The organism is Vibrio hangzhouensis, from assembly GCF_900107935.1.
GTDB classification, from domain to species: Bacteria; Pseudomonadota; Gammaproteobacteria; order Enterobacterales; family Vibrionaceae; genus Vibrio; species Vibrio hangzhouensis.
The window spans coordinates 201,084-224,424 of sequence record NZ_FNVG01000004.1 but is presented as its reverse complement, the minus strand read 5'-3'; the positions used below and the strand labels follow the sequence as shown (position 1 = coordinate 224,424).

At 46.8% G+C, this 23,341-nt stretch carries 20 protein-coding genes; 8 read left to right on the top strand and 12 right to left on the bottom strand.

Annotation, left to right across the window (positions count from 1 at the left end; translation table 11 throughout):
- Positions 1-2: 2 nt before the first annotated feature.
- A complete protein-coding gene (gene yghU / locus C4S60_RS06200) occupies positions 3-863 on the bottom strand; it encodes a glutathione-dependent disulfide-bond oxidoreductase (protein ID WP_103879466.1) in 861 nt (286 codons plus the stop codon).
- A gap of 134 nt (positions 864-997) precedes the next feature.
- Positions 998-1,879: a LysR family transcriptional regulator gene (locus tag C4S60_RS06195; RefSeq protein WP_103879465.1), complete on the bottom strand. Its 882-nt coding sequence runs from the start codon at positions 1,877-1,879 to the stop codon at positions 998-1,000.
- A gap of 153 nt (positions 1,880-2,032) precedes the next feature.
- Between C4S60_RS06195 and C4S60_RS06190 the strand changes: the two genes are divergently transcribed.
- The 3 genes from C4S60_RS06190 (at position 2,033) to C4S60_RS06180 (ending at position 4,081) form a co-directional block, all read left to right on the top strand.
- Positions 2,033-3,052 carry a DUF1989 domain-containing protein gene (locus tag C4S60_RS06190; protein ID WP_244183029.1) on the top strand — a complete coding sequence of 340 codons (1,020 nt, stop codon included), beginning with the start codon at positions 2,033-2,035 and terminating at the stop codon, positions 3,050-3,052.
- 11 nt (positions 3,053-3,063) lie between these two features.
- The gene (locus C4S60_RS06185) at positions 3,064-3,360 is read left to right on the top strand and encodes a hypothetical protein (protein WP_103879464.1); all 297 of its coding nucleotides are present in this window, start codon (positions 3,064-3,066) and stop codon (positions 3,358-3,360) included.
- A gap of 91 nt (positions 3,361-3,451) precedes the next feature.
- Positions 3,452-4,081, top strand: a complete 630-nt coding sequence (locus C4S60_RS06180; protein WP_103879463.1) for an outer membrane beta-barrel protein — start codon at positions 3,452-3,454, stop codon at positions 4,079-4,081.
- A gap of 54 nt (positions 4,082-4,135) precedes the next feature.
- Here the strand turns inward: C4S60_RS06180 and C4S60_RS06175 are convergent, their stop codons facing one another.
- Positions 4,136-6,055, bottom strand: a complete 1,920-nt coding sequence (locus C4S60_RS06175; protein ID WP_103879462.1) for a PTS fructose transporter subunit IIABC — start codon at positions 6,053-6,055, stop codon at positions 4,136-4,138.
- A gap of 270 nt (positions 6,056-6,325) precedes the next feature.
- Positions 6,326-7,012, bottom strand: a complete 687-nt coding sequence (locus C4S60_RS06170) for a GntR family transcriptional regulator (protein WP_103879461.1) — start codon at positions 7,010-7,012, stop codon at positions 6,326-6,328.
- A 261-nt stretch (positions 7,013-7,273) separates the two neighbouring features.
- Between C4S60_RS06170 and C4S60_RS06165 the strand changes: the two genes are divergently transcribed.
- Entirely contained in the window at positions 7,274-9,565 is a 2,292-nt protein-coding gene (locus C4S60_RS06165; protein WP_103879460.1) for a pyruvate formate lyase family protein, read from the top strand.
- 70 nt (positions 9,566-9,635) lie between these two features.
- A complete protein-coding gene (locus tag C4S60_RS06160) occupies positions 9,636-10,586 on the top strand; it encodes a glycyl-radical enzyme activating protein (protein ID WP_103879459.1) in 951 nt (316 codons plus the stop codon).
- Positions 10,587-10,693: 107 nt separating this feature from the next.
- On the opposite strand, the gene glgC is transcribed toward C4S60_RS06160, so the two are convergent.
- Together glgC and C4S60_RS23855 are read right to left on the bottom strand one after the other, a co-directional pair.
- Positions 10,694-12,004 carry a glucose-1-phosphate adenylyltransferase gene (gene glgC, locus C4S60_RS06155; RefSeq protein WP_103879458.1) on the bottom strand — a complete coding sequence of 437 codons (1,311 nt, stop codon included), beginning with the start codon at positions 12,002-12,004 and terminating at the stop codon, positions 10,694-10,696.
- Positions 12,005-12,373: 369 nt separating this feature from the next.
- On the bottom strand, positions 12,374-12,499 hold the full coding sequence (locus C4S60_RS23855; RefSeq protein ID WP_279626936.1) for a hypothetical protein: 126 nt from the start codon (positions 12,497-12,499) through the stop codon (positions 12,374-12,376).
- Between the two features lie 269 nt (positions 12,500-12,768).
- Here C4S60_RS23855 and C4S60_RS06150 point away from each other — a divergent pair, with 269 nt between their 5' ends.
- Together C4S60_RS06150 and C4S60_RS06145 are read left to right on the top strand one after the other, a co-directional pair.
- The gene (locus C4S60_RS06150; protein WP_103879457.1) at positions 12,769-13,671 is read left to right on the top strand and encodes a DnaJ C-terminal domain-containing protein; all 903 of its coding nucleotides are present in this window, start codon (positions 12,769-12,771) and stop codon (positions 13,669-13,671) included.
- A gap of 192 nt (positions 13,672-13,863) precedes the next feature.
- Complete coding sequence (locus C4S60_RS06145; RefSeq protein ID WP_167390957.1) at positions 13,864-14,415, top strand: glutathione peroxidase; 552 nt, start codon at positions 13,864-13,866, stop codon at positions 14,413-14,415.
- Between the two features lie 94 nt (positions 14,416-14,509).
- On the opposite strand, the gene C4S60_RS06140 is transcribed toward C4S60_RS06145, so the two are convergent.
- From C4S60_RS06140 to C4S60_RS06125, 4 genes are all read right to left on the bottom strand, one after another.
- On the bottom strand, positions 14,510-16,957 hold the full coding sequence (locus C4S60_RS06140) for a molybdopterin guanine dinucleotide-containing S/N-oxide reductase (RefSeq protein WP_103879456.1): 2,448 nt from the start codon (positions 16,955-16,957) through the stop codon (positions 14,510-14,512).
- A 23-nt stretch (positions 16,958-16,980) separates the two neighbouring features.
- Positions 16,981-18,075 carry a NapC/NirT family cytochrome c gene (locus C4S60_RS06135; RefSeq protein WP_103879455.1) on the bottom strand — a complete coding sequence of 365 codons (1,095 nt, stop codon included), beginning with the start codon at positions 18,073-18,075 and terminating at the stop codon, positions 16,981-16,983.
- 219 nt (positions 18,076-18,294) lie between these two features.
- On the bottom strand, positions 18,295-19,425 hold the full coding sequence (locus C4S60_RS06130; protein WP_103879454.1) for an HlyD family secretion protein: 1,131 nt from the start codon (positions 19,423-19,425) through the stop codon (positions 18,295-18,297).
- A 3-nt stretch (positions 19,426-19,428) separates the two neighbouring features.
- Entirely contained in the window at positions 19,429-19,803 is a 375-nt protein-coding gene (locus C4S60_RS06125) for a DUF3302 domain-containing protein (protein WP_103879453.1), read from the bottom strand.
- A gap of 106 nt (positions 19,804-19,909) precedes the next feature.
- On the opposite strand from C4S60_RS06125, the gene C4S60_RS06120 reads away from it, so the two are divergent.
- Positions 19,910-20,800, top strand: a complete 891-nt coding sequence (locus C4S60_RS06120) for a DMT family transporter (RefSeq protein ID WP_103879452.1) — start codon at positions 19,910-19,912, stop codon at positions 20,798-20,800.
- A gap of 61 nt (positions 20,801-20,861) precedes the next feature.
- On the opposite strand, the gene C4S60_RS06115 is transcribed toward C4S60_RS06120, so the two are convergent.
- On the bottom strand, positions 20,862-22,334 hold the full coding sequence (locus tag C4S60_RS06115) for a lactate dehydrogenase (RefSeq protein ID WP_103879451.1): 1,473 nt from the start codon (positions 22,332-22,334) through the stop codon (positions 20,862-20,864).
- A gap of 80 nt (positions 22,335-22,414) precedes the next feature.
- The gene (gene deoD, locus C4S60_RS06110) at positions 22,415-23,125 is read right to left on the bottom strand and encodes a purine-nucleoside phosphorylase (RefSeq protein ID WP_103879450.1); all 711 of its coding nucleotides are present in this window, start codon (positions 23,123-23,125) and stop codon (positions 22,415-22,417) included.
- Positions 23,126-23,341: the final 216 nt, after the last annotated feature.

Below are 23,341 nucleotides of genomic sequence, written 5' to 3'. Positions count from 1 at the left end.
TACTATTTTGGTTGTTTTGCCAATACGGCATCAATATCAGAGGCGCTATGGCGCTCTTGAAGTACTTCCCAGTCTTCGCCCCAGGTACGATTGACGATGCGACCACGTTGCACTGCAGGGCGAGCTTCAATCGCTTTTGCCCAGCGCAATAAATTTGGATAGCTCTCTACGTCGAGAAATTCTGCAGCGTTGTAGACGTTACCAAGTACCAGGTTTCCATACCACGGCCAGGTTGCGATATCGGCGATACTGTACTCATCACCACCCAAGAAGTCATTGTCTGCCAGACGTGAGTCCAGAAGATGAAGCTGTCGCTTAGTTTCCATTGCGAAACGATTGATGGGGTACTCAAATTTTTCTGGCGCATAGGCGTAAAAGTGTCCGAACCCACCGCCAAGATAAGGGGCTGAACCCTGTAGCCAAAATAGCCAGTTGATCGCTTCTACTCGTTTGGCACTCTCTGTTGGAAGCAGGGCATCAAATTTTTCTGCCAGATAGAGCAAGATATGCCCAGACTCAAACACGCGAACTGGAGCATCGCCTGAACGATCGAGCAGTGCCGGGATTTTGGAGTTAGGATTGATGTCAACAAACCCTGATCCGAACTGGTCACCGTCACCAATATTAATAGTGTAGGCGTCATATTCCGCTGCAGTTTTCCCCAGAGCTAGCAGTTCCTCCAGCATAATGGTGACCTTTTGCCCATTGGGTGTCGCCAGGGAGTAAAGTTGAAGGTCGTGTTCACCAACAGGTAACTCTTGCTCGTGCCGCGCGCCGGAGTCTGGTCGGTTGATGCTGGCCCACTGGCCACCACTGCTACTATCATGAGTCCATACTTTTGGAGGGGTATATTCGTTACTCATAGCATCTCCTAATGCGCTGATTGGAAGCTCTGTTGCTTCGTTAGAATAGGGCTGATAGAAAAATCCTATCTTGATTCGATGTACACCGCAACATAATTGAACGATCGTTCAATTATATCATATAACGTCTCAGTTCAGTTTTTTGCGCTAGAGGTCTGACTATAGAGCGCTCTAATCGCGTTATGCACTTTGCCTGATTCTTTCCCTACCTTCCAGATAAGAGCAGCAGGGATTTCTTTACGAAGCGATGACTCTACATTCAATCTGACGATCTGTCCCGACTCGATTTGCGGACGAATAAAGGGTTCAACCGCCATGCCCCAACACAGGCCATAGCCAATCGCGGTTTTGGCTGCCGAGATGGATTCACACTCCCATGTATTGGGGGATATTGTATTGTCTGAGGCGTGTGTCTGATGAGAAAGGTAGGCCTGACGATAACGCTGAAGGTCAACCAGTGCGACGGTTTCAAGTGCCGCAAGAGGATGATCAGGACTGGCAATATAAAGCAGTTCTGCTGGAGGGAGTGAAATTGCGCCCAAATTACTGAAAATGGGCTGTTCTAATAGCGTGAAACCGATTTGAGCCTCTTCTTTGATCACTGCCGCAATCACTTCCGAAGAGGGCTTCTCTATCAGCTTTAGCTTGAGTCTTGGAAATTGATCTGCCAGCAGGGTCAGAATCTCTTTTTCAAAGGGCACACTGTAGACACTGTCCAGCGCCAGAGTGAATTCAGTCTCTTCTTCCGGTTCCAATTCGTTGGCCAGACGCTCGAAATGTTCGCATTGCGCCAAGATCAGTTTTGCTTCTTTTAACAAAACCTGTCCCGCCTGAGTAAGCGTCGGGTTACGGGTGGAGCGGTCAAATAGGTCTTGGTTCACATCCAGCTCCAGATTGGAGATCGTCATGCTAATCGCTGAATGGGTTTTTTTCATCTTTCTGGCGGCAGCAGAAAATGAACCGGTTTCGGCTGCGACGACGAACGCCTGAAGCTGGAGCAGATTAACAGTCAACATATCAGTAAAACTCACACCTTTTATAATAATTCTGTAGATAATATTTAATGTTAGGCCAATTAAGAAGCTTTGCAACTTGATGTGTCGAGGTTTCAGATATCGCTCGAACTGTCAATATTTCTTAAAGTTTACTGAATTTGTATTTAAGAAAATATGACTAATATAAGCGGTGTCAGAGGGGAGAACGGCAACGAACGTTTTGACGACAAATTGGAATGGATGCGCTTTATTCAGATAAAGAAGGTAAAGACCATGACAACTGACATCAAATCTGTATACAACGAAGACATCGACCCGGTAAAAACCTACGAGCGAAAAGTCTCACCAAATATCGCTTTCTATGAAGATGTACGTGGCACCAAATCCAACGGTACCCGTCAACATGTGTATGACGATGTGCTTCTGCCTCATACTGGCAATGCGTTCTTCGTCAAAGCAGGGCAAGTTATTCGTTTTGAACAGCGTCCAAGCCTGCATAACAACCGTACTCAAATCATCGATGTCCACTTTGTAACTCCGGATCTAGAGCAATACGGTGACCACCTGAATACCAGTGCTGTTGAAGGTCTAAATCAAAGATTGTACAGCGCAGTCTGGTCGCAAAGCCGCTACATGGAAAAAATCGTTACGCTTGTTGAAGATGAATTCCCATATGAAAAAATGGACGAAGATTTCAGTCACATTTTCTTTGCCGCTCACTGCTGCCCTGAATGGTTACATATGTGTTATGGCGAAGAAGGTAACGTCAACAGTTGCCAGGAAAACTTTATCCAAGGTTTCAATAGAGTTCCGGCAATTGCGGCTATCGAGAATGAAACGCTGCGTCGTCAGGTGGTGCAAACCTTTGCTGACCGCAATGATGTAAACATGTTTCAGCCCAACAAATTCACTCAAGACGATAATGGCATTACTCGCTGTGTTCTGGCACCCACACCTTCGGTTGATGATGGGGTCGGCTGTGAGTTTTACGCCGAGAAAGATATCTATGTGGTTGTGAGTAACTGCCCATACGCAGACCAGGCGTTGCCTTATCCAGAAGCACAGCCCAACCCGGTGTATGTCAGTGTGTATGACACCGGTATTCAGCCAGAAACTAAGCATTTGGGCGACATTGGAGGCTGGGAAGAGCGCATCTACGAGCGAATTGCGACTAAAGATAACTCGGTTAAATAGTTGAGGTGAATATGTCCAACCAACAAGATATGAACCTGAAAGCATTGGTTGATACCCCTTTGAAGAAGGTAGCCATGGTTGCCTTTGTTCTCACCAACATCGGGATGTTTGCTGTGCCAGCCGGTTTGGGAACAATGGGTGCGGCCATGGGCTGGCCGACCGAAGACACAGTTTCGATAGTGGGTATTGGCTTTGCCATCAACGAGGTGATTCTATTTGGCTCGATTGCCATTCTAGGAAAGCCATTGGTGAACCTAATTAGAGTTAAGCTTAAACGTATTTTCAAGCCTGCACCTAGTGATAGATGAACACCTCAATCCTTCCCCCCGCCTTAGTGCGGGGTTAAGGGGTTAGAAAAAACTGTGTTATCAAAAACGAATTAACTTAGAGGTGAGTAAAATGAAAAAAGCGCTATTGCTAGTTTGTGTTGCGGGTATGTCGTCAGTGGCCATTGCGGATACTAAATATTCAGGTTTTCGTATGGGTGCCGGAGCGACCATGGGGCAAGCAACAGAAATCGGCAATTTAGGTGCTCAGCCGAGATTGGAACTTGGTTACGATGTTAACCGAATTTTCTCTATTAACGGCTATGTCCAAGGACTGAAAGGGAAAACCAACGGTGAATACGCGTATGATTTAGCAGAACCATACATGGGGCAAGTTTTGCCACCAGTAGTAGGCGCCGCTGAAGCGGAAGTGAATGGGTGGCGAGCAGGTATTGAAGCGGAAGTCGGTTACGCGTTCGATCTGGGGGCGATAGATTTGAAACCTTATGTGGCGGTTGGGATTGCCACTCAAGGTGGAGACTTTAAAGTCAGTCATATCAGTAATACGATGCCATCAGATAACATAGATACGCTGGGTTCCGAAACGCTGGAAAGCTCTGCGGTGACGGGAGCCATTGGTCTAAGAATGAACACGGCGCTGGGGATCTATGTTGATACACGAGTGGAACGAGCACCATTCAGAAATCGAGGTATTATGAAGGACCAGACACAAGGCAGTGTTTCGGTAGGATACAAGTTTTAACAGGAAGCCAGAGGAATTTCCTCTGGCTTTTTGCTTATTATTCGGGGGCAAGATCTAGTTAATCGCCAATTGAGCCGCTTGTTGTTTTTGCGCTTTGTTATGGCGAATCTTCTTAAGCGTAATTGCGACAGCCGCCGTTGTTACGACACCAATCGCCATTGCAACCAGTGCAAGTACCGGTTTATTGAAAGCGCCCAGTAGAACCACAATTGGACCACCGTGTGCAACGTTACAAGTCAGACCAAAGGTAAAGCCAAGCACACTCGCAACTGCTGAACCAATCATGTTGGCAGGAATGACGGCAAACGGGTCACGAGCTGCAAATGGAATCGCGCCTTCTGAGATACCAACCATACCCATTGCAGTTGCGGCTTTTGCATTCTCAACTTCCTCAGATTCAAACAGTTTCATGCGGCTGCCAATGAAGGCAGCTAACGCCATACCTAACGGAGCTACGGGGATAGCCGCTGCCTGAGCGCCCATAAACTGAGTTTGGCCTTCGGCAATCAGACCAACACTGAACAGGAAAGCAACCTTACCGAATGGACCGCCCATGTCGAAACCTTGCATCAGACCGATAACGAGGCCAATGATGATAACATTACCTGTTGATAGGTTAGCCAGCACATTGTTCATGGTTTCCATGATGCCTGCGATTGGGGCACCGATGATGAAAATGAACACAGCGGCAATAAAGAGTGAGCCAGCGATTGGTGCGATCATAATAGGCACCAGAGGTTGAATCATCTTCGAGTAATTGAAGCTGACAATCCATTTCACGAAGTAACCCACCAACAGACCAGCAATGATGGCACCAATAAAGCCTGTACCAGCATCAGCGTCATAGAATGAACCGTTGTTGGCAATCCAGCCACCAATGAGACCAGGCGCAAGCCCCGGACGGTCGGCGATGGCGTAAGCAATATAACCGGCTAGAACCGGAATCATTAGAGTGAAGCCGACTACACCGACATCAAGAATCTTGTTCCACAAGCTACCCTCAGGAATAGCAAGACCACCCGGTGTTGGTTCTCCGCCGATAGCTAGGGAAATCGCAATCAAAATACCGCCGACGACCACAAATGGGATCATGTGAGATACACCATTCATTAGGTATTTATAAAGGTCTTTGCCTGAGCCACCAGGACTGGTTGTTGCCTGGCTCGCGGTAGATTTACCATCACCAGTATAGAGAGGCGCCGCGAGAGCTTGTTCAATCAACTTATCGGCATCTTTGATAGCTTTCTTGACGCCAGTGATAATAACACGTTTGCCTTTAAAGCGGTTAAGGTCAACTTGTTTATCACAAGCGACAACGATGGCGTCAGCACGGGCAATTTCTTCTTCAGTCGGGATGTTTTTGACACCGACAGAGCCGTTGGTCTCTACTTTGCACTCGTACCCCATTTCGGCTGCCGCATTCTCAATACCTTCTGCTGCCAAGTAGGTGTGTGCAACCCCTACCGGACAGCCTGTTACACCAATAATAAAGCCTTTGGTGGCGGCCATTGCTGGTTGCGATGTCTTGTCTTCAGCAACTAGCAGAGCCAGTGCCTCTTCGCTGGAGGTCGCGCCACGAAGATTCTCTAAAAACGTTGGCTCTACAATTTTCGAGGACAGCTTAGCAAGGACTTCGACATGGAAGTTGCTTGCTTTTTCAGGCGAAGCAATCATAAAGAAGATATTAGAAGGTTGGCCGTCTTCCGCGCCGTATTCGATGCCCTGTTTGCTGATACCAACGGCAATCGCTGGGGCAACAACAGAAGCGCTCTTGGCGTGTGGCAGTGCAATGCCATCTTCAAAACCTGTGTTACCGGTTTCTTCGCGTGCCCAGACGTCTTTCACAAATTGTTGTTTGTCAGATACTTTTCCGGCACTGACTAGCACATCTGCTAATTCATTGAATACCGCATCCTTGTCGGTTGCTGCTAAATCAAGTTTGATTAGCTGCGCATTCAGGATCTCTTTCATCATAATGTAGATCTCTTTTTAGTAGGGATTTTGAATTTATGTATTTACAAATTTAGATTAATCTTAGTGATGGGTTTGTAAATTAAGGTTGATCTAAATCATTATTTTCTGTGTGGATAATACGAATTGTGGTGATCTGTGAAGTGGATAACGAATATTAGAGATGAAAAAGTGGTCAGGATCACGAATTTATTTGTAATCGCAAATGGTCTGATTCAGCGGGCAGTCTTGGACTGAGAATGCGCCCCACTTGTTGCGGGGCGACAAGTAAAACTATCGGATAGACACTGTTGTCAACTCATTGGAGGCAAGGGTTTCAATGGTGAACTGTGCCAGTACGGAGTGAAGCAAATAGACATTATGCTGAATTGAAAGGCACAGGTGGCCAGGCTCCACTCGCAGCAGGAAAGCCTCTTTTTCGCTGAGTGTTTTGCCTGAGATGGTTTTCGCATCGTGGCTGATATTGTGACCGGCCTCCTGCTCAATATAGGTCAACACGGACTGTTCACAATGGGCTTCGGTGAAGTTCGGGAACAGACTTTCGGGCATCCAGGTTTCCTCTAGTATGGCCGGTTCACCATTAATAATGCGCATTCGTTTAAAGTGGTACAGACTACTTCCAACTTTAAGCCTGAAGCGCTCTGCCAGTGACTCTTCCGCAAGAACACGTCCGAATTCCAATACGATGCTTTTCAGGTCGGTGTCCTTGTTTATCCGCTCAGAAATACTGGTGAGATTGTTATCCTGATAGAACTCAGGCGGATTAACAAAAATGCCGGACCCTTGTCGGGAGTGGACAAACGACTCTTGTTTCAGCTTCTCTATTGCTTTGCGAAGGGTAGGGCGACTGACACCAAACTTATTCGATAAAGCATGCTCCCCTTCAAGTTGAGACCAGGCTGGAAACTGGCCTCCCACAATGTCCGCTTTGATGGCTTGATAAACTTCAATGTACTTCATGACATCCAATACAGCTTTACAAATAGTTAAAAAAATGGCTCCCAAAACTACCTGTTAGCACATATTTCGGTGCCGAATTTGAGGCGAGAGCCTTTGTATGGTCACGATGTTAACAGAAAAGCTTATGCCAAAACAAAGCTATCAGTAACATTTCTTGATGCATGATCAAGATCATCATTTTTCAAATTTTGATAATATTTGTATTTACATATTTTAGGTGTGGTTTTAAGGTTACCTCATAAAGATAAGAGGAGCCCTACCATGTCATCCAAGATCGAAAATAATCCAAGCCAAGTCGACGTTAATAAGAAAATCCCCTGTGAAAAGCCAGTCAGCCTTCAGTTAGATATTATGGAGTCGTATACAGACGCTCACCGAAGTGAACAGAATATCTACAAACGTGAAGTGGCCTGTTTGTCGCAGTTATATCCAACGCTATTTCGCCAGATCGAAGCGGATGATTGTGTAGTAGGACGGCTTGACGCCTTACCTATTGGGTTTGGTAGCGTGACATCAGTAGGAGGGGTCGGCCACTACTGCAACTTTGATAAGTTGGAAGCGTTGAAAGCAGAACTTGACCAGCAAGACCATGCGAGAATCGATGCTTTGTTGGAATACTGGAGGGAGAGGGATACACGCTCTATCTATTTTCGCCAGACCTTGACAGAGACGACGTTGGGCAAGTTTGTAGACGTAAACTATCCTGCTATTGCCACAGCGCGTCTTAGCGGCATGTACCTTGATTACAATAAGCTGATTGATAATGGTATCGTTGGTATGCGCCGCCTAATTGGTGACAAGCTCGATTCTGCCCGCGCTTGTGACGATACAAAAGCCATTGCGCTGCATGAATCCTTCTTGGGTTGCTTTAATATTGTTGAGCAGGTCATTGATCACCATATCAAACTGTGTGCAAAAGAGCTTGAAGTCACTACAGACCTGACGCGAAAACATCAAATGAATGATTTGATCGATGCGCTCAATGCTATTCGTAGCAATAAACCCACAACCTTCCTGCAGGGCATTCAACTAACGTGGCTATATAGCTTGTGTTCGGGCGTGGTGAACTTTGGACGCATGGATGATTATCTGGGTGATTTGCTGGTGGCAGATCTTGAGTCCGGCCGAATCACAGAACGTCAGGCCATTAACTACATTCGCTCCCACTACCGACTTATCGAAGCTCGTAAAACCACGGTTAACGGCCGTGTGGTGGTTGGAGGTGTCGGACGACGCAACCCGGAGGCGGCGGATGTTTACTGTAAATTAGCGATTCAAGCAGTTCGCGAGAACAAAGACACTGAACCTCAGTTTACTCTTCGAATTTATAAAGGGATGAATCAAGATGTTTACCAAGATGCCCTGGAAGCGATTGGCGAAGGTCTGACATACCCGATTCTTTATAATGATGATGTGAACGTTCCTGCCGTGATGAACTCGATGCAGATTTCCGAGCAGGATGCGCAGCATTATGTGCCATTTGGTTGCGGTGAGTTTGTTTTATCCGGAAAAAGTGTTGGAACCCCGAATACCTGTATCAACATCCTCAAAATTCTCAACATTGCGCTGACAGGTGGCACGGATTTCTGGGACGGTCAAAACAAGAGTGGTGGTACCACGTTATTACAACCCGAGCAGGTCACAAGCTTTGATGATGTGGTTAAAAACTACAAAGACCTGCTGGATTTCTATATTGAACTGACCTCGAAAGCTCAAGCATTCTCTTATCAAGTGATGAATCAGGAAGTGGGTTTCCTATTTACCAGTATTTTGACGGATGACTGTATTGGCCGCAGCAAAGCTCTACTGGATGGTGGTGTGTATAAGCTTGGTGGTACTAACGAAACGTACGGCAATACCAACGCTTACGATTCTTTAGCGGCAATCAAAAAAGTCATCTTTGAGGACAAAAAATACAGTTATAGCGAGCTTATCCAAGCACTGCGCGTCAACTTTGATGGTTATGACCGTATGAAATACGACCTGGTCAATGCACCTAAGTTTGGTAATGATGATGCGTATGTTGATGATATTGCCGTGGAAATGCACGAGTACATTTGCAACGGCATTAAAGATTCCGCCGCAAAAGTGGGTCTGGACAGCTACTTAGTCGTCATCATCAATAACCAGGTTAACACGGAGTGGGGACGAGCAACCAGTGCCTCGGCAGATGGACGTCACACTGGTGTCTACATGAGTAACGCCAATAATCCGCAAAGTGGTGCTGATAAGAACGGACCAACGGCGATGCTAAACTCGCTGGCAAAATTGAAAGCCGAGGTTCATGCGGGCTCGGTGCAAAATATGAAGTTCAGCAAAAACATGTACCAGAATAAACGCATGATTGTTGAGGCGCTGCTTGATGGCTACTTTGAGCAAGGTGGACCGCAGATCATGGTGAGTGTGGTTGGTAAAGGCGAACTGGAAGACGCTTACCACAATCCAGAAAAATATCCGAATCTTGTGGTTCGAGTCGGTGGATTCAGCGCCAAGTTTGTCAATTTAGATAAAGACGTGCAGCTAGAAATACTGAATCGTACGCTTAACGACTAAACACCTCCAATTGGGCGAACACGGCAGTTTAGGTTCGCCCTTTTTTCTTGCGACAGTGACGAGGCAGCATATGCTCATCAAAGACTCCATTTCTCAAACATCCTCCGCTCAACCATTAACAGCGGGTGTGGTATTCGACATTCAGAAGTTCAGTGTTAATGACGGTCCTGGTGTCAGAACGGCAGTGTTTATGAAAGGTTGCCAAATGAAATGTGTGTGGTGCCACAACCCTGAATCATTAAGCTCTCAGAAACAGCTCGCGTTTAACGCGGAGAAATGTGTTGGTTGTCGTCGTTGCGAGCAAGTATGTCCTAATGGTGTGCACAGTTTTGATGCTGAAGGTAACCACAAGGTAGATTTTGACGCTTGCCAAACCTGTGGTCAGTGCGTCGATACTTGTATGCAAGATGCACTCAAGATCTACGGGAAAGAGATGACGGTAGAACAGGTTTTTGTCGAGGTCATTAAAGATAAAGTGTATTTCGATAAGTCAGGCGGCGGCATTACGCTTTCTGGTGGAGAAGCGCTTAAGCAATTCGAGTTCTGTTTAGCGTTGGCCAAAATGTGCAAAGCCAATGGTGTTCATGTGTGCATCGAAACAAATGGTGCTTCGAAAGCCGAGCATTATCGGACGATAGCGCCGTACGTTGACCTGTTCTTATTTGATTATAAAGCCACCGGAGACGAGCTTCATAAAGCCCTAACGGGTATGACTCGCCGCTTGGTAGATACCAACCTTCGGGCACTTAACGAAATCAACGCATCAGTGATTCTACGTTGCCCTATGATTCCCGGCTACAATGTCTCCGATGCTCATTTCGCGGCAATTGCGATGCTAGCGCAGACAATGGACAATATTCAAAAGGTGGAAGTGTTGCCCTACCACAATTTCGGAAGGGGCAAAGCATCAGAAATCGGCACGGACTATATGGTTGATGCAGAGATGCCTGATGATGAGGTGATTGAATCCTGGCTAAACAGGGTCAGGCACTATGGTGAAATAGAAGTCACACTCAGCTAAACTACTCGTAAAGACCAATTGGTTCTCTGAGACAACAAGCCGTCATTCTCTTTTAAGACAATGACGGCTTTTTTATGCTGTGAGTGGCTTATCCGTGCCAACCGAGATTAGGCTGGTGTAGCATCGCCTGCTTTCGCTTGTTGCTGGGCTTGCTCTGCGCGAGCAAACATGTCTTGTGTGACCAATACCACGCCGTTCTCGGTCACCGTATACAGTTTGCGGTCTTGCTCTGTGTCGTATCCGATGATAGTTCCATTCGGGATGTGACAGTTTTCACCGACGATGACTTTGTTTAGTTTACAGTTCTGACCGACGCTTGCACTTGGTAATAAGATGCTGTCTTTAACTTCAGAGAAGTCTTCGACGCGCACGTCGGAAGAAATCAGACTGTGAATGACCTGCCCACCTGAAATGATGGCGCCTGCACATAGCACGGAATCTACCGCAAAGCCACGACGGCTAGGATCATTGAACAAGAACTTCACGCCAGGACGCTGGACCTGATTGGTCATGATAGGCCAACTTGCGTCATAAAGATCAAGTTCCGGGGTCGGCGCCAAGAGATCCATTGAAGCGGCATAATACTCATCGACATGGCCAACATCACGCCAATAGCCGTTTGCTCCGGGATGACCACGTTCAGTAAACACATAACCTTTAAGGTTTTTACGACCTATCAGGCTCGGGATAATGTTGTGGCCGAAATCATGTTTATAATCCGGGTTGTTGAGTGCCTGACGCAGCTCTGCGTCGAGGATATCAACATTGAAGATATATATCCCCATCGAAATCAGTGCCTTTGAGTCGTCGTTTGGCATGGGGGTCGGATTCTGCGGCTTTTCAACAAAGTTAATGATGTCACCCTGATCATTAAGTCCCATCACGCCAAACTCGGAGGCTTGCTCAATCGGCTTTTGAATACAGGCGACCGTCACATCGGCGCCACTCTCCACATGGAAGTTGATCATGCGTGAGTAATCCATTTTGTAGATATGGTCACCACCAAGTATCAGGATGCGTTCGGTTTGATCATGACGTTTGATCAAATCGAGGTTCTGATAGATTGCGTCCGCGGTGCCACGATACCAGTTTTCACCGATACGTTGCTGAGCAGGGATAATGTGTACGCCTTCTCCGAGTGCGGAATACGAAGACTGCCACCCAGACTGGATGTGGTGTATCAGATCTTGAGCCATATACTGAGTCAGCACGCCCACTTTGCGGATACCAGAGTTGATGCAGTTCGATAGGGCAAAATCGATGATCTTGAATTTGCCGCCAAACGACACTGCGGGTTTAGCGACTTTTGAGGTCAATTCTTTAAGCCTAGTGCCTTTTCCTCCCGCCAGAATCATCGCAGTGGTATTGCGTAGTCGAGCGTTGCTGGAAATGTGGGAATACTGGTTTTCCTTCGGCATTGTGTAACTCCTTCTATTACATGCACAAAAGACGTTTGGGGGAGTGTAAGCTCTGCCCTTCTTGATGAGGGCTGTGGTTTAGGCTTGAACACCCGATGACGTCGAGATTTCTCTTATATAAGAGCAGAACTTAACTATGCAATCCATACCATAAAGTGTAAATATTTACCAAATTATGTAATTTCGATCCTCTATCACAAACAGTTTGTCACCTAGTGAGAAAAACGGGTGGATACTGGAACGTTACAGAAGGTAAGTTGATTGACGTTGTTCTCTAAAGTAATGGCGTTCGATGACATGTAAATGACATACTGAAAAAATCCACTCCTCCAAGACTTGTGTGTTTAACGTCTGGTCACTCGTCAATTATTAACAATTAGCACTGGCTTGACTGCCGCCAACGAAGTGCACAACACGGGTCTGCAACCAGACCAAAGCACGACGTTTGGTTTCCAGCGGGGTCATGACGGTAACGTTGTGACCCCTAACTGACACTCACGTACTCATTAAGCTCGTATCTGGGCAGCACCGTAATCAACGAAAGAAGTAAAGTGAGCTAAGCTCAAATGAGTCTATAGCTCGAGAGGATCCTCATCACTTGTATGTCGAGCTGTTTTTGAATGGCGCTCTAGCGATGTACGAACCATTGCAATAAATAGTTGAGTTATGTTTTCAAATACATAAACTTATCGGTATTCAGGGCGTAAGAGGGAACTCATACGCCCTTTTTTCCGTTTCAGCAAGAGATTGAGTGAGGTTTTAGCATGTCAAAACGCGATTATTACAGCGTGCTAGGTGTCTCCAAGGGAGCCTCAGAAAAAGAGATCAAGAAAGCCTACAAGCGTTTGGCGATGAAGTATCACCCAGATAAGAACCCGGGAGATACGGCCGCTGAAGCGAGCTTTAAAGAAGTGAAAGAGGCTTATGAAGTCCTGACTGATAGCGACAAACGTCGTCAGTATGACCAGTTCGGTCATGCGGCCTTTGAAGGCGGTGGTTTTGGCGGACATGGCGGCCACAGTGGTGGTGGATTTGAAGATATCTTTGGTGACGCCTTCAGACACCGTGGTGGCGGCTTTGGTGGTGGCGGCTTTGGTGGTTTTGAGGATATTTTCTCACAGGCACGCGGTGGGCGCGGCCGAACACGCGCTCAGAAAGGACAGGATCACGAGTTCACTCTAACTGTTGACTTTGTAGATGCCGTTCAGGGTGCTGAAAAAGTTGTCGAGTTGCCCATAAACGGGGAGCAGAAAAAAATCAATGTTAAGATCCCGGCTGGCATTAAAGACGGTGAGAAAATCCGTTTTTCAGGTAAAGGTGGTCCAGGTATCAACGGTGGGCCTGCTGGTGATTTGTTGTTATCGATTGCTACTCGTGCTCACGCATATCTAGAGCGTGATGGCAATGACCTAATATGCAATACCAGAGTCGATATGGTGACGGCGGCTCTTGGCGGAGAGGCGGAAGTGAATGTTTTAGATAGTCGCTTCAAGCTAAAGATCCCGGCTGGTACGCAAACGGGTCGTAAATTCAAGATGACCGGCAAGGGGGTCACTAGCCGTAAAGGGGAAACCGGGGATCTGCTGGTGAAAATTCAGGTGGAAACGCCGACAAACCTGACTGAAAAACAGCGTGAACTCTTAGAACAATTCAGAGCAACGATGTAGTCTTGCCGTCGTAAATGGACTAAGCAATAAGCACCTTTTCGACGTTCCTCTAGTAAGCTATTCAAATTCAGCCACTTTATGTGGCTGAATTTTTATGCACCATTTTACTGCCATTCGTCGATCTTGAGCATCTTTAACGATGAACTATGCTTACTTTTACCCGTAAACAACTTAGTGTCGAAGGGGGGGGGGATGATGGGCATGGTGTTTAAGGCTCTCTTGTTGGGATTACTGTTTGGTTTTGTGGCGAAGGAAACTCTGGCCGCAACCTGTCCCGCACTATTGGATTCCACTCAACGAAAACTGAACTCAACCGAACAGGTTGATCTTTGTAATGAGTACAGTGGAAAGGTGCTGCTAGTGGTGAATACCGCCAGTCAGTGCGGTTATACGGGACAATACAAGCAATTAGAACAGCTCCATAACCGATACAAAGCACAAGGTTTCAGTGTTGTCGGTTTTCCATCCAATGACTTCAATCAGGACCGGGGCAGTGAAGAGAACACCGCCAAAATTTGTTATCTGGACTATGGGGTTACTTTCCCAATGATGGCGAGAAGCTCCGTCAAGGGCACGCAAGCGAATCCGGTATTTTCTGAAATTGCCAGACAAAGCGGCGTAGTACCGAAATGGAATTTTTATAAGTATCTTATCGGACAAGACGGACGTGTCGTCGGTGTATTTTCTTCAAGCGTCTCTCCGGTAGATGACAAGATCACGGAAATGATAGAGAAACAGCTTTAGCAATTGTTCAATGATGAGAATAGAGCTACTCGTTTGGTTTGAATGTAGAGCGCCCGGGTTAGTACCCGGGCTCTTTCACTTAAACGCGTGGAGACTATGCGTTTTTCGGTGGTGTAAACGCCATGAGCTCAGGGGCTTGTTCCGTGAATTTTTCGATACGTACTAAGGATGAGTTTGCTGCACACCCGTTCGCGAGGCGAGACGTGGGTATATCGCTGGTCAATACGTTGGCTCCCCCATTGCGACAGATCCCTGTTGCTGGGTCGAGATCAGGCCAACCTCCTTCATGAATGCAGACTGCACCTTGTTTAATACCATCGGTGACGTAAGCGCCAACCAAAACTTGGCCGCGGTCGTTGTATGCGCGCACAAGATCCCCGGTTTTAATGCCCCTTGCTTTGGCATCTTCACTGTTGATTGAAATAGGCTCGCGGTTCGCAATGGCGTATTCTTCACGTAACTTAGCGTAGTTAAATTGACTGTGAAGTCGATGGGCAGCATGTGCGGTCATGAGCTGCAGTTCACCGTCCTTAGCGGAACCAAAAAACTCTGTTGGTTCGATCCAGGTTGGGTGAGCAGGACAGTCGTCGTATCCATAGCCCTCAATGGTTTTCGAGTAAATTTCAATTTTGCCGCTCGGAGTACCTAATGGGTTCATTACAGGATCTTTTCGGAAGTCTGCGTGACGCACAAACTGAGCAGCCTTTTTATTGAACTTCATTTCGATTAGTTCATTATCATCCCAGAATTTACCGAAGTTAGGCATGCGTACACGAGCGGCTCGACCTCCTTTTTGTGCTGCTTCATAGAAGCCTTTCAGCCAGTCCATCTCTGACTTCCCTTCAGTAAAGACATCACGGCCACCTGCTTTAATCATTTCTGCCATATCGGCAAAAACATCAAAGTCATTGCGTGCTTCACCCTGAGGTTCAACCACCTTTTTCATTGGTACCAAGTGTTGATTACTGTAGTCGCCAGTCATCGTCATATCATTACGTTCAAATGATGTCGTGATAGGCAATACGATGTCGGCGTGTTTGGCAGCAGCTGTCCAGTAGATCTCAGAGATAACAATAAGCTCGGGTTTTTGCCAGGCCTTGATGAGCCGGTTTGTATCTTGGTGGTGAGTGAAGTTCGCGCCACCTGCCCACCAGATCATTTTTATTTCCGGGAAGGTCTTTTCATGGCCATTATGCTGATATTGCTTGCCAGGGTTTTCTAATGCTTCAACGATGCGAGCAACCGGGAATGAATTCACGGCTCCCGATACCGCCCAATCGTTACCTGCGGAGGAACCGCCACCGATTGAGGCTGAAATAGCTGGAAGTACACCGGCGTCACGAGTTGGGTTACCACCATTGGAATAATGATATGAGAAACCAAAGCCGCCACCAGGAAGACCAATTTGTCCAAGCATTGCCGCTAAAGTTGCGATCATCCAGTGTCTTTGCTCACCAAATTGTTGACGTTGGATACCCCAGCCAGCCATCAGCATAGTGCGATTGGAGCTGAAGATGTCTGCTAACAGCTCGATCTGTTTTGCAGGTATACCTGTAATGTCAGCCGCCCATTGTGAATTCTTTACAACACCATCTTCTTTACCCAACAGGTAGGCTTCGAATTTGTCGTAACCCGTCGTGTATTTGTCGAGAAAAGCCTTATCATGTTTGCCGTTTTTCACCAGTGTATGGGCGATACCCATTAGCATGGCAACGTCGGTCATTGGACGGGGCGCGATCCATTGGATTTTGTCTTCAAAGAAATCGATAGTCTCTGAGCGCATCGGGTCAATGGCAATAATGGTTTTTCCGGATTTTTTAAGTTGATGGAAAAACTCAAGACCCGTGCAATCTGTTGAACTCCAGGCGATCTTGAGCGTATTGAGCGGATTCATGCCCCAAAGCACCACCACGTCGCTGTTTTCCATGACCATAGGATGAGTAGTCTGTTGCTCATAGACTTCAATAGAGCCCATCACGTGTGGCATGATGACTTGTGCTGCGCCAGTGGAGTAGTCTCCAATATGACCAGAATAACCACCTGCCATACTCATATAGCGTTGAAGAAGCGTTTGAGCTTTGTGAAGGACGCCGGATGAACGCCAACCATAAGATCCGGCAAACACTGATTCAGGTCCATGTGTTTTTCGAATACGCATGTGTTGTTCGTGTATCAGTTTGTAGGCTTCATCCCAGGATACGCGGACATACTCATCCTTACCCCGTTCACCTTTTGGTGCGGTTGGGCTCTCCAAATACCCTTTGCGAACCATTGGGTATTTTACGCGGGCTTTGGTATAAACCTGGTCTGGTCCCGTAGTTTGCAGACTGTTTGGTACCGTCTGAGCGAGTGCATTCTTAGTGGCAATAAGCTTGCCATCACTGACTTCACATAACATGGGGCCCATGCGGCCAGCTGTTAGAACACCGGAGCCTCGTTTAGAGGCAGCGACAGCAGAGATAGGGGTGAGGGAGGTAAACGCCAAGGCACCTGCTACTGCGCTTGAGCCTTTGAGGAATCCGCGACGTGTAATATCTGTCATATCTTTATCCTTATCATTATTTATTAGTGACCCACCACGTCTTTCGCGTGGTTTTGGAAGAATTTGGTGAGGATCTCTAAATCAAGTGCTGAAATGTCGGTGCGGTCACCCATTCCTTTGGCTACCGGTCCCCAGGCGTTCACTGTGAAGTGGTTTGCCGGGATCTTCGCGTGGCACGTCGAGCAATAAACAGTGTCGAGTTCCTCTGCGTACTGCCAAAGTGGTTCAGGGCTGCCCAAAACAGGCGCATCGATAGCGGCGGTCAACGTGGCCTGGCGCCACTCGTTGCCATATTCGTCAGCTTCAAACTCATTCACAGACAAGGCTTGCTGTCCTGCATCGCTGAGCATGGCAATGATATTACGTTGGCCTTTACCCATGTAGAGGACCTGCTCTGCCCCTTTCATTTGATAACCACTCAGTTCAATGGTGAGTCCAGCGTCTTGGTGACTAATCAGCGACATTTCTACCGCTGGATTGATGCTGCCAAGGTTGCCCATATCTATCTTGTCGACGGAATAGACCTTTTCTGCGTTCATAGGTGTTGCCTTTGTTTGGGCAAGTACGCGGTTGTACGCTTCGCTATCTAACTCGGGCTCAGGCGCAAAGTGTGCAACGCCCTTGTGACAGTCGATGCAGGTTTGATTATTGGCCATGCCGTACTCGTGCATTTTGGCCGCATCTTCTGACTGTTCATAACTATCCATTGCACCAAACGAGTGACATGAGCGACATGTTGCTGAGTCGTTAGCTCGCAGCTGTGCCCAAACCGTCTCGGCCATTTCCATACGATGAGCTTCGTACTTGTCTTCATCATCAATTTTTCCGGTGATAAATTCATGATAAATGTCTTTAGAGGCGCGAATTTTGGTGATGACATAGTCAACGGGATCGGTGGGAATATGGCAGTCGGCACATTCTGCCCTGATGCCTTTGGCGTTAGTAAAATGAATGGAACCCTGGTATTCCTCATAGGGAATCTGCATAGAGTGACAGGAAAGGCAGAATTCAGTACTCGAGGTTTTGTGCATCACAGCGGCTACGCCACCCAGACTGAGCCAGCCGATGACGATACCAATACAGGCGACCACTACAATATATCGTTTTCGTAGATTCATGTTGTTTTATTAATATTTGTGTCATTTATATACCATGCTTACAAACTACCCCTAAAGTATTAGAAGGTAATCGACTTGGGTCACATTAAACCATTACAAATTTGTGGGTATTCATTTCTGTGTCACGGCTCACTATCTGGTAACAGAATCTTCTAATAAAAAAAGGACACCATATGGTGTCCTAAAAAAGTTAAGCGAGAATTCAGTGCAACTGACTGCTTAATGATCCAGATACAGATAATTCTGCCAGCTCTTCATTCTGATGAGCACTTTACGCATGATGGAAACATGGGTAAAACTGTCCGAGTAAATGGCAATTTCGGCGTTTGAACCCGTTGGCAGTAGGTACTCACTCATGTCATCTACAATTTCCAGTTTGACCAAGGCTCTGCCCATTGTATTAAAGCTTTGCGTTGTGCGTAGCGTACCGCTGGCCGTGAACTGACCTTCGGCAATAGTAGGCATGACTTCAACAACCCGTCCTTTAAACACTTTTCCCGGTAGAGCTCTAAACATAAACTCGGCTTCGAAACCCGGTTGTAAACGTTGTAAAGAATTTTGCCGGAATGCGCCTACATAATAATTGTCTTCAGTGTGAACGAAGGTCATTAATGGTGCGAGTGGCAGCGGCACTGCCATCATGCCGGGCCTGAGCGCTAGCTGAGTCACATAACCATCAGTGGGTGCACGCACAACGGTTTCTTGTAAGTTGAATTCGGCTTGTATCACTTGTGCTTTTCTTTGCGCGACCGTGGTATTTTCACCATAGATTTCAGATTCAAAATCGAGTCGGGCACTCTCTTCTTTAGCCTGAGCGGCTTCCAAAGCGGCTTGATTTGCCTTGAAGGTCTGCAGTCGAGTGTCTACTTGTTGCGCAGTAAAGGCACCTTTTTTGAAGCCTTTCTGGTAACGATCGTACTCTCTTTCCGCCTTATCCCGCTCTGCTACCGCTTTAATAGTGTCAGATTGGGCGGCCTTGTAGACACTTTCAAGTTGCAATACGTCCTGCTCTGCATCGGCAAGCGCTGCTTTGGCGCGAATCACGTCAGCCTCAAACGGGACTGGATCGATACGAAACAGCACATCTCCTTTACGCATTGGTTGATTAGCTTCGACCTCGACTTCGACTACCTTGCCTCGTACACTCGAAACAATCGGGGTTGTCGCATAGTACTGACCACCGATTTGACTGAACGGGTGGTTATAATTCATCAGCAGTATCAGCGTCCCAATCAACACAACACCACCCAGCACTGCGGTGGGAACCGTCCACTTGTTAAGTGGGATCTTGAAAATTTTAAAAATGGCAATGCATAACGCGGCGTAGGTGAGTATCAGTAATAAATCCATGGATTACTTCTCCTCTGGCTGTGGGGATGTAGCAGCGTTTGCTTGTTGACCTTTCAGATAGGTAACTTCCTGCTGTAATTCGGATACCTGATTGACGAGGCGCTCCAGGCGATGGTGAAGATCGTGTTGTTCTTCCTCTAATTTATGAAACCCCCATCCTCGTTCGTTACGCCACAGGGTGGCCCAAATCCAGAGAAACGGCCAAATCGCATGAAGGGTAAATAAACTTACCCATCCAGCCACGTGTATGGCATCCTGATGAGGATGGTCTCGTTCTTTGGCTATTTCATAAGGGATATCATGGATAACGATAATCCCGTAGAAGATGACTAGCGCAACAAAGACAAGCAGACCTAATGCAAAATAATCGAGAAACATATTACATCCTTGCTAATTCAGAGAAAAGGCCGATAAAGCCTCGGTTAAGTATTTGTTATATTTATGTATTATGCAACAGAAAAGTGGGAAATAAATAGAGGTTAAAGTGGCATTTATTGGAGAAGGCGCGGCATTAATGGCCGCGATAGTTTGGGCATTGGCGACATGGATTTACAGTCAGTTTAGCCATCATTTTACCGCTATGCAGCTCAACGTTATCAAAGGTGTGATTGCCTCTTTAATGATGCTGGTGGTGATGCCAGTGACACCGATGCCTGACGTTTCTATAGAAGCCAGTTATCTTTGGATTCTGGGTATCTCAGGCGTTATTGGGATTGCGATTGGCGATAGCGCCTATTTTGCTTCACTGAAACGTATCGGGGCTAATAAAACTTTGCTGCTCGAATCTTTGGCACCACCGTTGTCTGGGGTGTTGGCGTTATTATTTTTAGGCAGTGCTCTTGGTGTTCAGAGTTGGCTTGGTGTGGTCATTACTACAATAGCGGTGACGGCTGTCGTTTTTCAGCCTAGTGACAGTCAGAATGGGACCAGTGACCTTCACGGGATCGGTTTTGGTTTGCTTGCCAGTGTCTGTCAGGCTTCCGGCGTTGTGATTTCGCATTTTGCATTGGTGCAGGGAGATCTTCCCCCTTTACTTGGAGCCCTGATTCGACTGACGATCGGAGTGTTGGCGGTGATACTGATTTTACCTTTTGTAGAAAAAAAGCCGTTTTCGATGATGAAAAAACAGTGTATTTCGATGTCGAGAAAAAACTGGGCGTGGCTACTGGCCGCGATTTTTGTAGGCACGTTTCTGGCGTTGTGGCTACAACAAATCGCGTTGAAAAATGCCAACCCTGCCATTGCCCAGACGCTCATCGCCACAAGTCCACTGTTCATATTGATTATCTATGTCATTCGTGGAGAGCCTATCAGTAAAAGAAGCGTCCTTGGAACATTGGGGGCAATTGGCGGGATCTCGTTGTTTTTCTTGTAGCATAGAGCGATATCGGCAAGAAATCGGCAGGATATCGCTGGTTACTAAAATGTTGAAGCGATCAGCTGAGCAGACATTTTAATGTCATTGGAGCTTCGGTTACCCCAAGACGCTGAGCCGCCGTTAAGCCTGACTTATCCTGATAACACAGATTGTGCCAGGCCCGGAAGATATCCAATAGCGGATGAATCCCGGCTGGTCTGAGTTTACGACGGGGTTCGTTGATAAAGCCTTCGAACAGCAACTGGAAACGGTCTTGATAAAAGTCAATGGACTTGGTTGATGCGGTTTTTAACCAGTGCGAAACATTGGGATTACTTCCCGCCAGATAGCAGACACCTTTACTTGCACCGGACTCCTGATGGGTGATTGCCCAGCGATCTCGCCACCACCCCATCAGGACCACATCTATCATTTCAGATGACTCACCTTCTCTCCAATGTTCATCTTGTTCTACATACATCAGATCTATATTGCCACTTTGAATTCTTGGCAAACAGACTGACAGTGCAGCAGAGCGCAAAACCGGATCTTGCGGCATAAATATGGTCACGCGCTTGTCATCGTTCAGCGATCTCAGGATATGCAAATAATGCGCATATGAGGTATAGGGGGCACGGATAAGCGCTCCAGTGGCCGGATAGGTAAACTGAGAAAAGTTGCCCAATGGGTCTTCGACATTACTGCGCGCCAGAATGTTCTGGTACTTTACGTCGATTCGACTTTTAAGATCCTTCGTCGGGATATTGACTTCACTGTTGTTTTCCGCGCTGTAACTTTTGGGTACAAACTGGCAGCCCGGACGATAAGCATCATGATCGGGCATATCGATAGGGGTGTCTTTGATTGAATAATTTGTGTGCTGGCATAAAACATACCCAGATTCAGCGTCACAGGTCGCAAACCAGAATACACCGTTATGGCTGTGTGGTTGCAGTACACGGTAATTGGAGGTCAGGTGGTAGGCATCTGCATGATTAATCCAGCGAGCGTCAATATCGGCAAGTCTGCGACGACAGCGACTGGCGATTTGATCAATATGGTCATAGAAGGTCTTAGGGTTGACCTCCAGTTTTCGACATATTTCTCTTACTGAGTAACCTGTAAACAGCAGACCTAACAGTGATTCTTGAAAATGCAGTTTCTTATTGCTGCCAGACCATTTATCAACAAAGGTTCCCTGGCAGGCTTTGCATCGGTATCGTTGACGATCACCGCTAAAACCAAAAGCGTGATATAGCTCTTTGTGAGTATGCACAGAGAGGCCAACGTGTTCGCACTGAGGATCTTTACAGGAGGGAAGTCCGTCATGGTGATATCGATCAAGACGATTCAGTTCATTGAGGACTTCTTCATTGTTAAGTAGGGGGGGAAACGCGCCACATTCTCTGCACACCATTGCTGGCCGTTTCGGATTACTGTGTTGCAGGATATAGAGGTTTGCATCACTTAGTCCAAAATTGTTACACGCCAATGTTTTACAAAAATTGAGCTGTAATCCATCTGCGGCCAACGGTAGTCTGCCTTCTGACACGTTCACCCCCTATGGTTCGGTCATCTTAATTGATCTTTAAGAAAAGCCAGCTCATTCAGGCATTGAGCTGGCTTAGGTTGTTAAATGTTGATAGCTGTTTCTAACGCCACAACCATCATATCGTTGAATGACTTTTGACGATCTTCTGAGCTGAGCTTTTCGCCACGGATGATGTGGTCAGAAACAGTCAGAACCGTCAGAGCTTTTGCGCCCAGATCAGCGGCGACGCCATAAATACCGGCAGCTTCCATATCAACACCCAGAATACCCAGATGCTTCATCTTGTCGAAGATGTCGGCTTCTGGCGTATAGAAAAGGTCTGCAGAGAAGATGTTACCCACTTTTACAGGTACGTCTTGAATACGAGCTTGCTTAACGGCTTCTTCCAGAAGGCCAAAGTCAGCAATCGCAGCGAAATCATGGTCATTGAATCGGATACGGTTCACCTTTGAGTCCGTAGATGCACCCATACCAATCACTACGTCCATTAAGTTAACGTCGTCACGAACTGCTCCGCAGCTACCTACACGGATAACGTTCTTTACACCGTAGTCTTTGATCAATTCGTGAACATAGATGCAGCAAGATGGGATGCCCATACCGTGGCCCATAACTGAGACTTTTTTGCCTTTGTATGTGCCTGTAAAGCCAAACATATTTCTTACGTCGCAAACCTTTTCAACATTTTCCAGAAACGTTTCTGCAATGTATTGCGCGCGAAGTGGGTCGCCTGGCATCAGTACAGTCTCAGCGAAATCACCTGGATTAGCATTAATATGTGGGGTTGCCATGGTATCACTCCTAAAGTTTTAACTAATTCTGTTGAACGTAGTGTTCGTCGTTGTGAAGGATTCTATAAAGATATAACGGGACTCTTTGAGATTTTAGTCACATTTTCTGGAGGGTGTAACGAATTTTGAGCTGATGATAACTGTTTCTGTTGAAAGTGGTGAGGCAATCGATTTTTTGAGTGTTGAGGAATTTTGTGCTGACCGAGTGAACCAAAT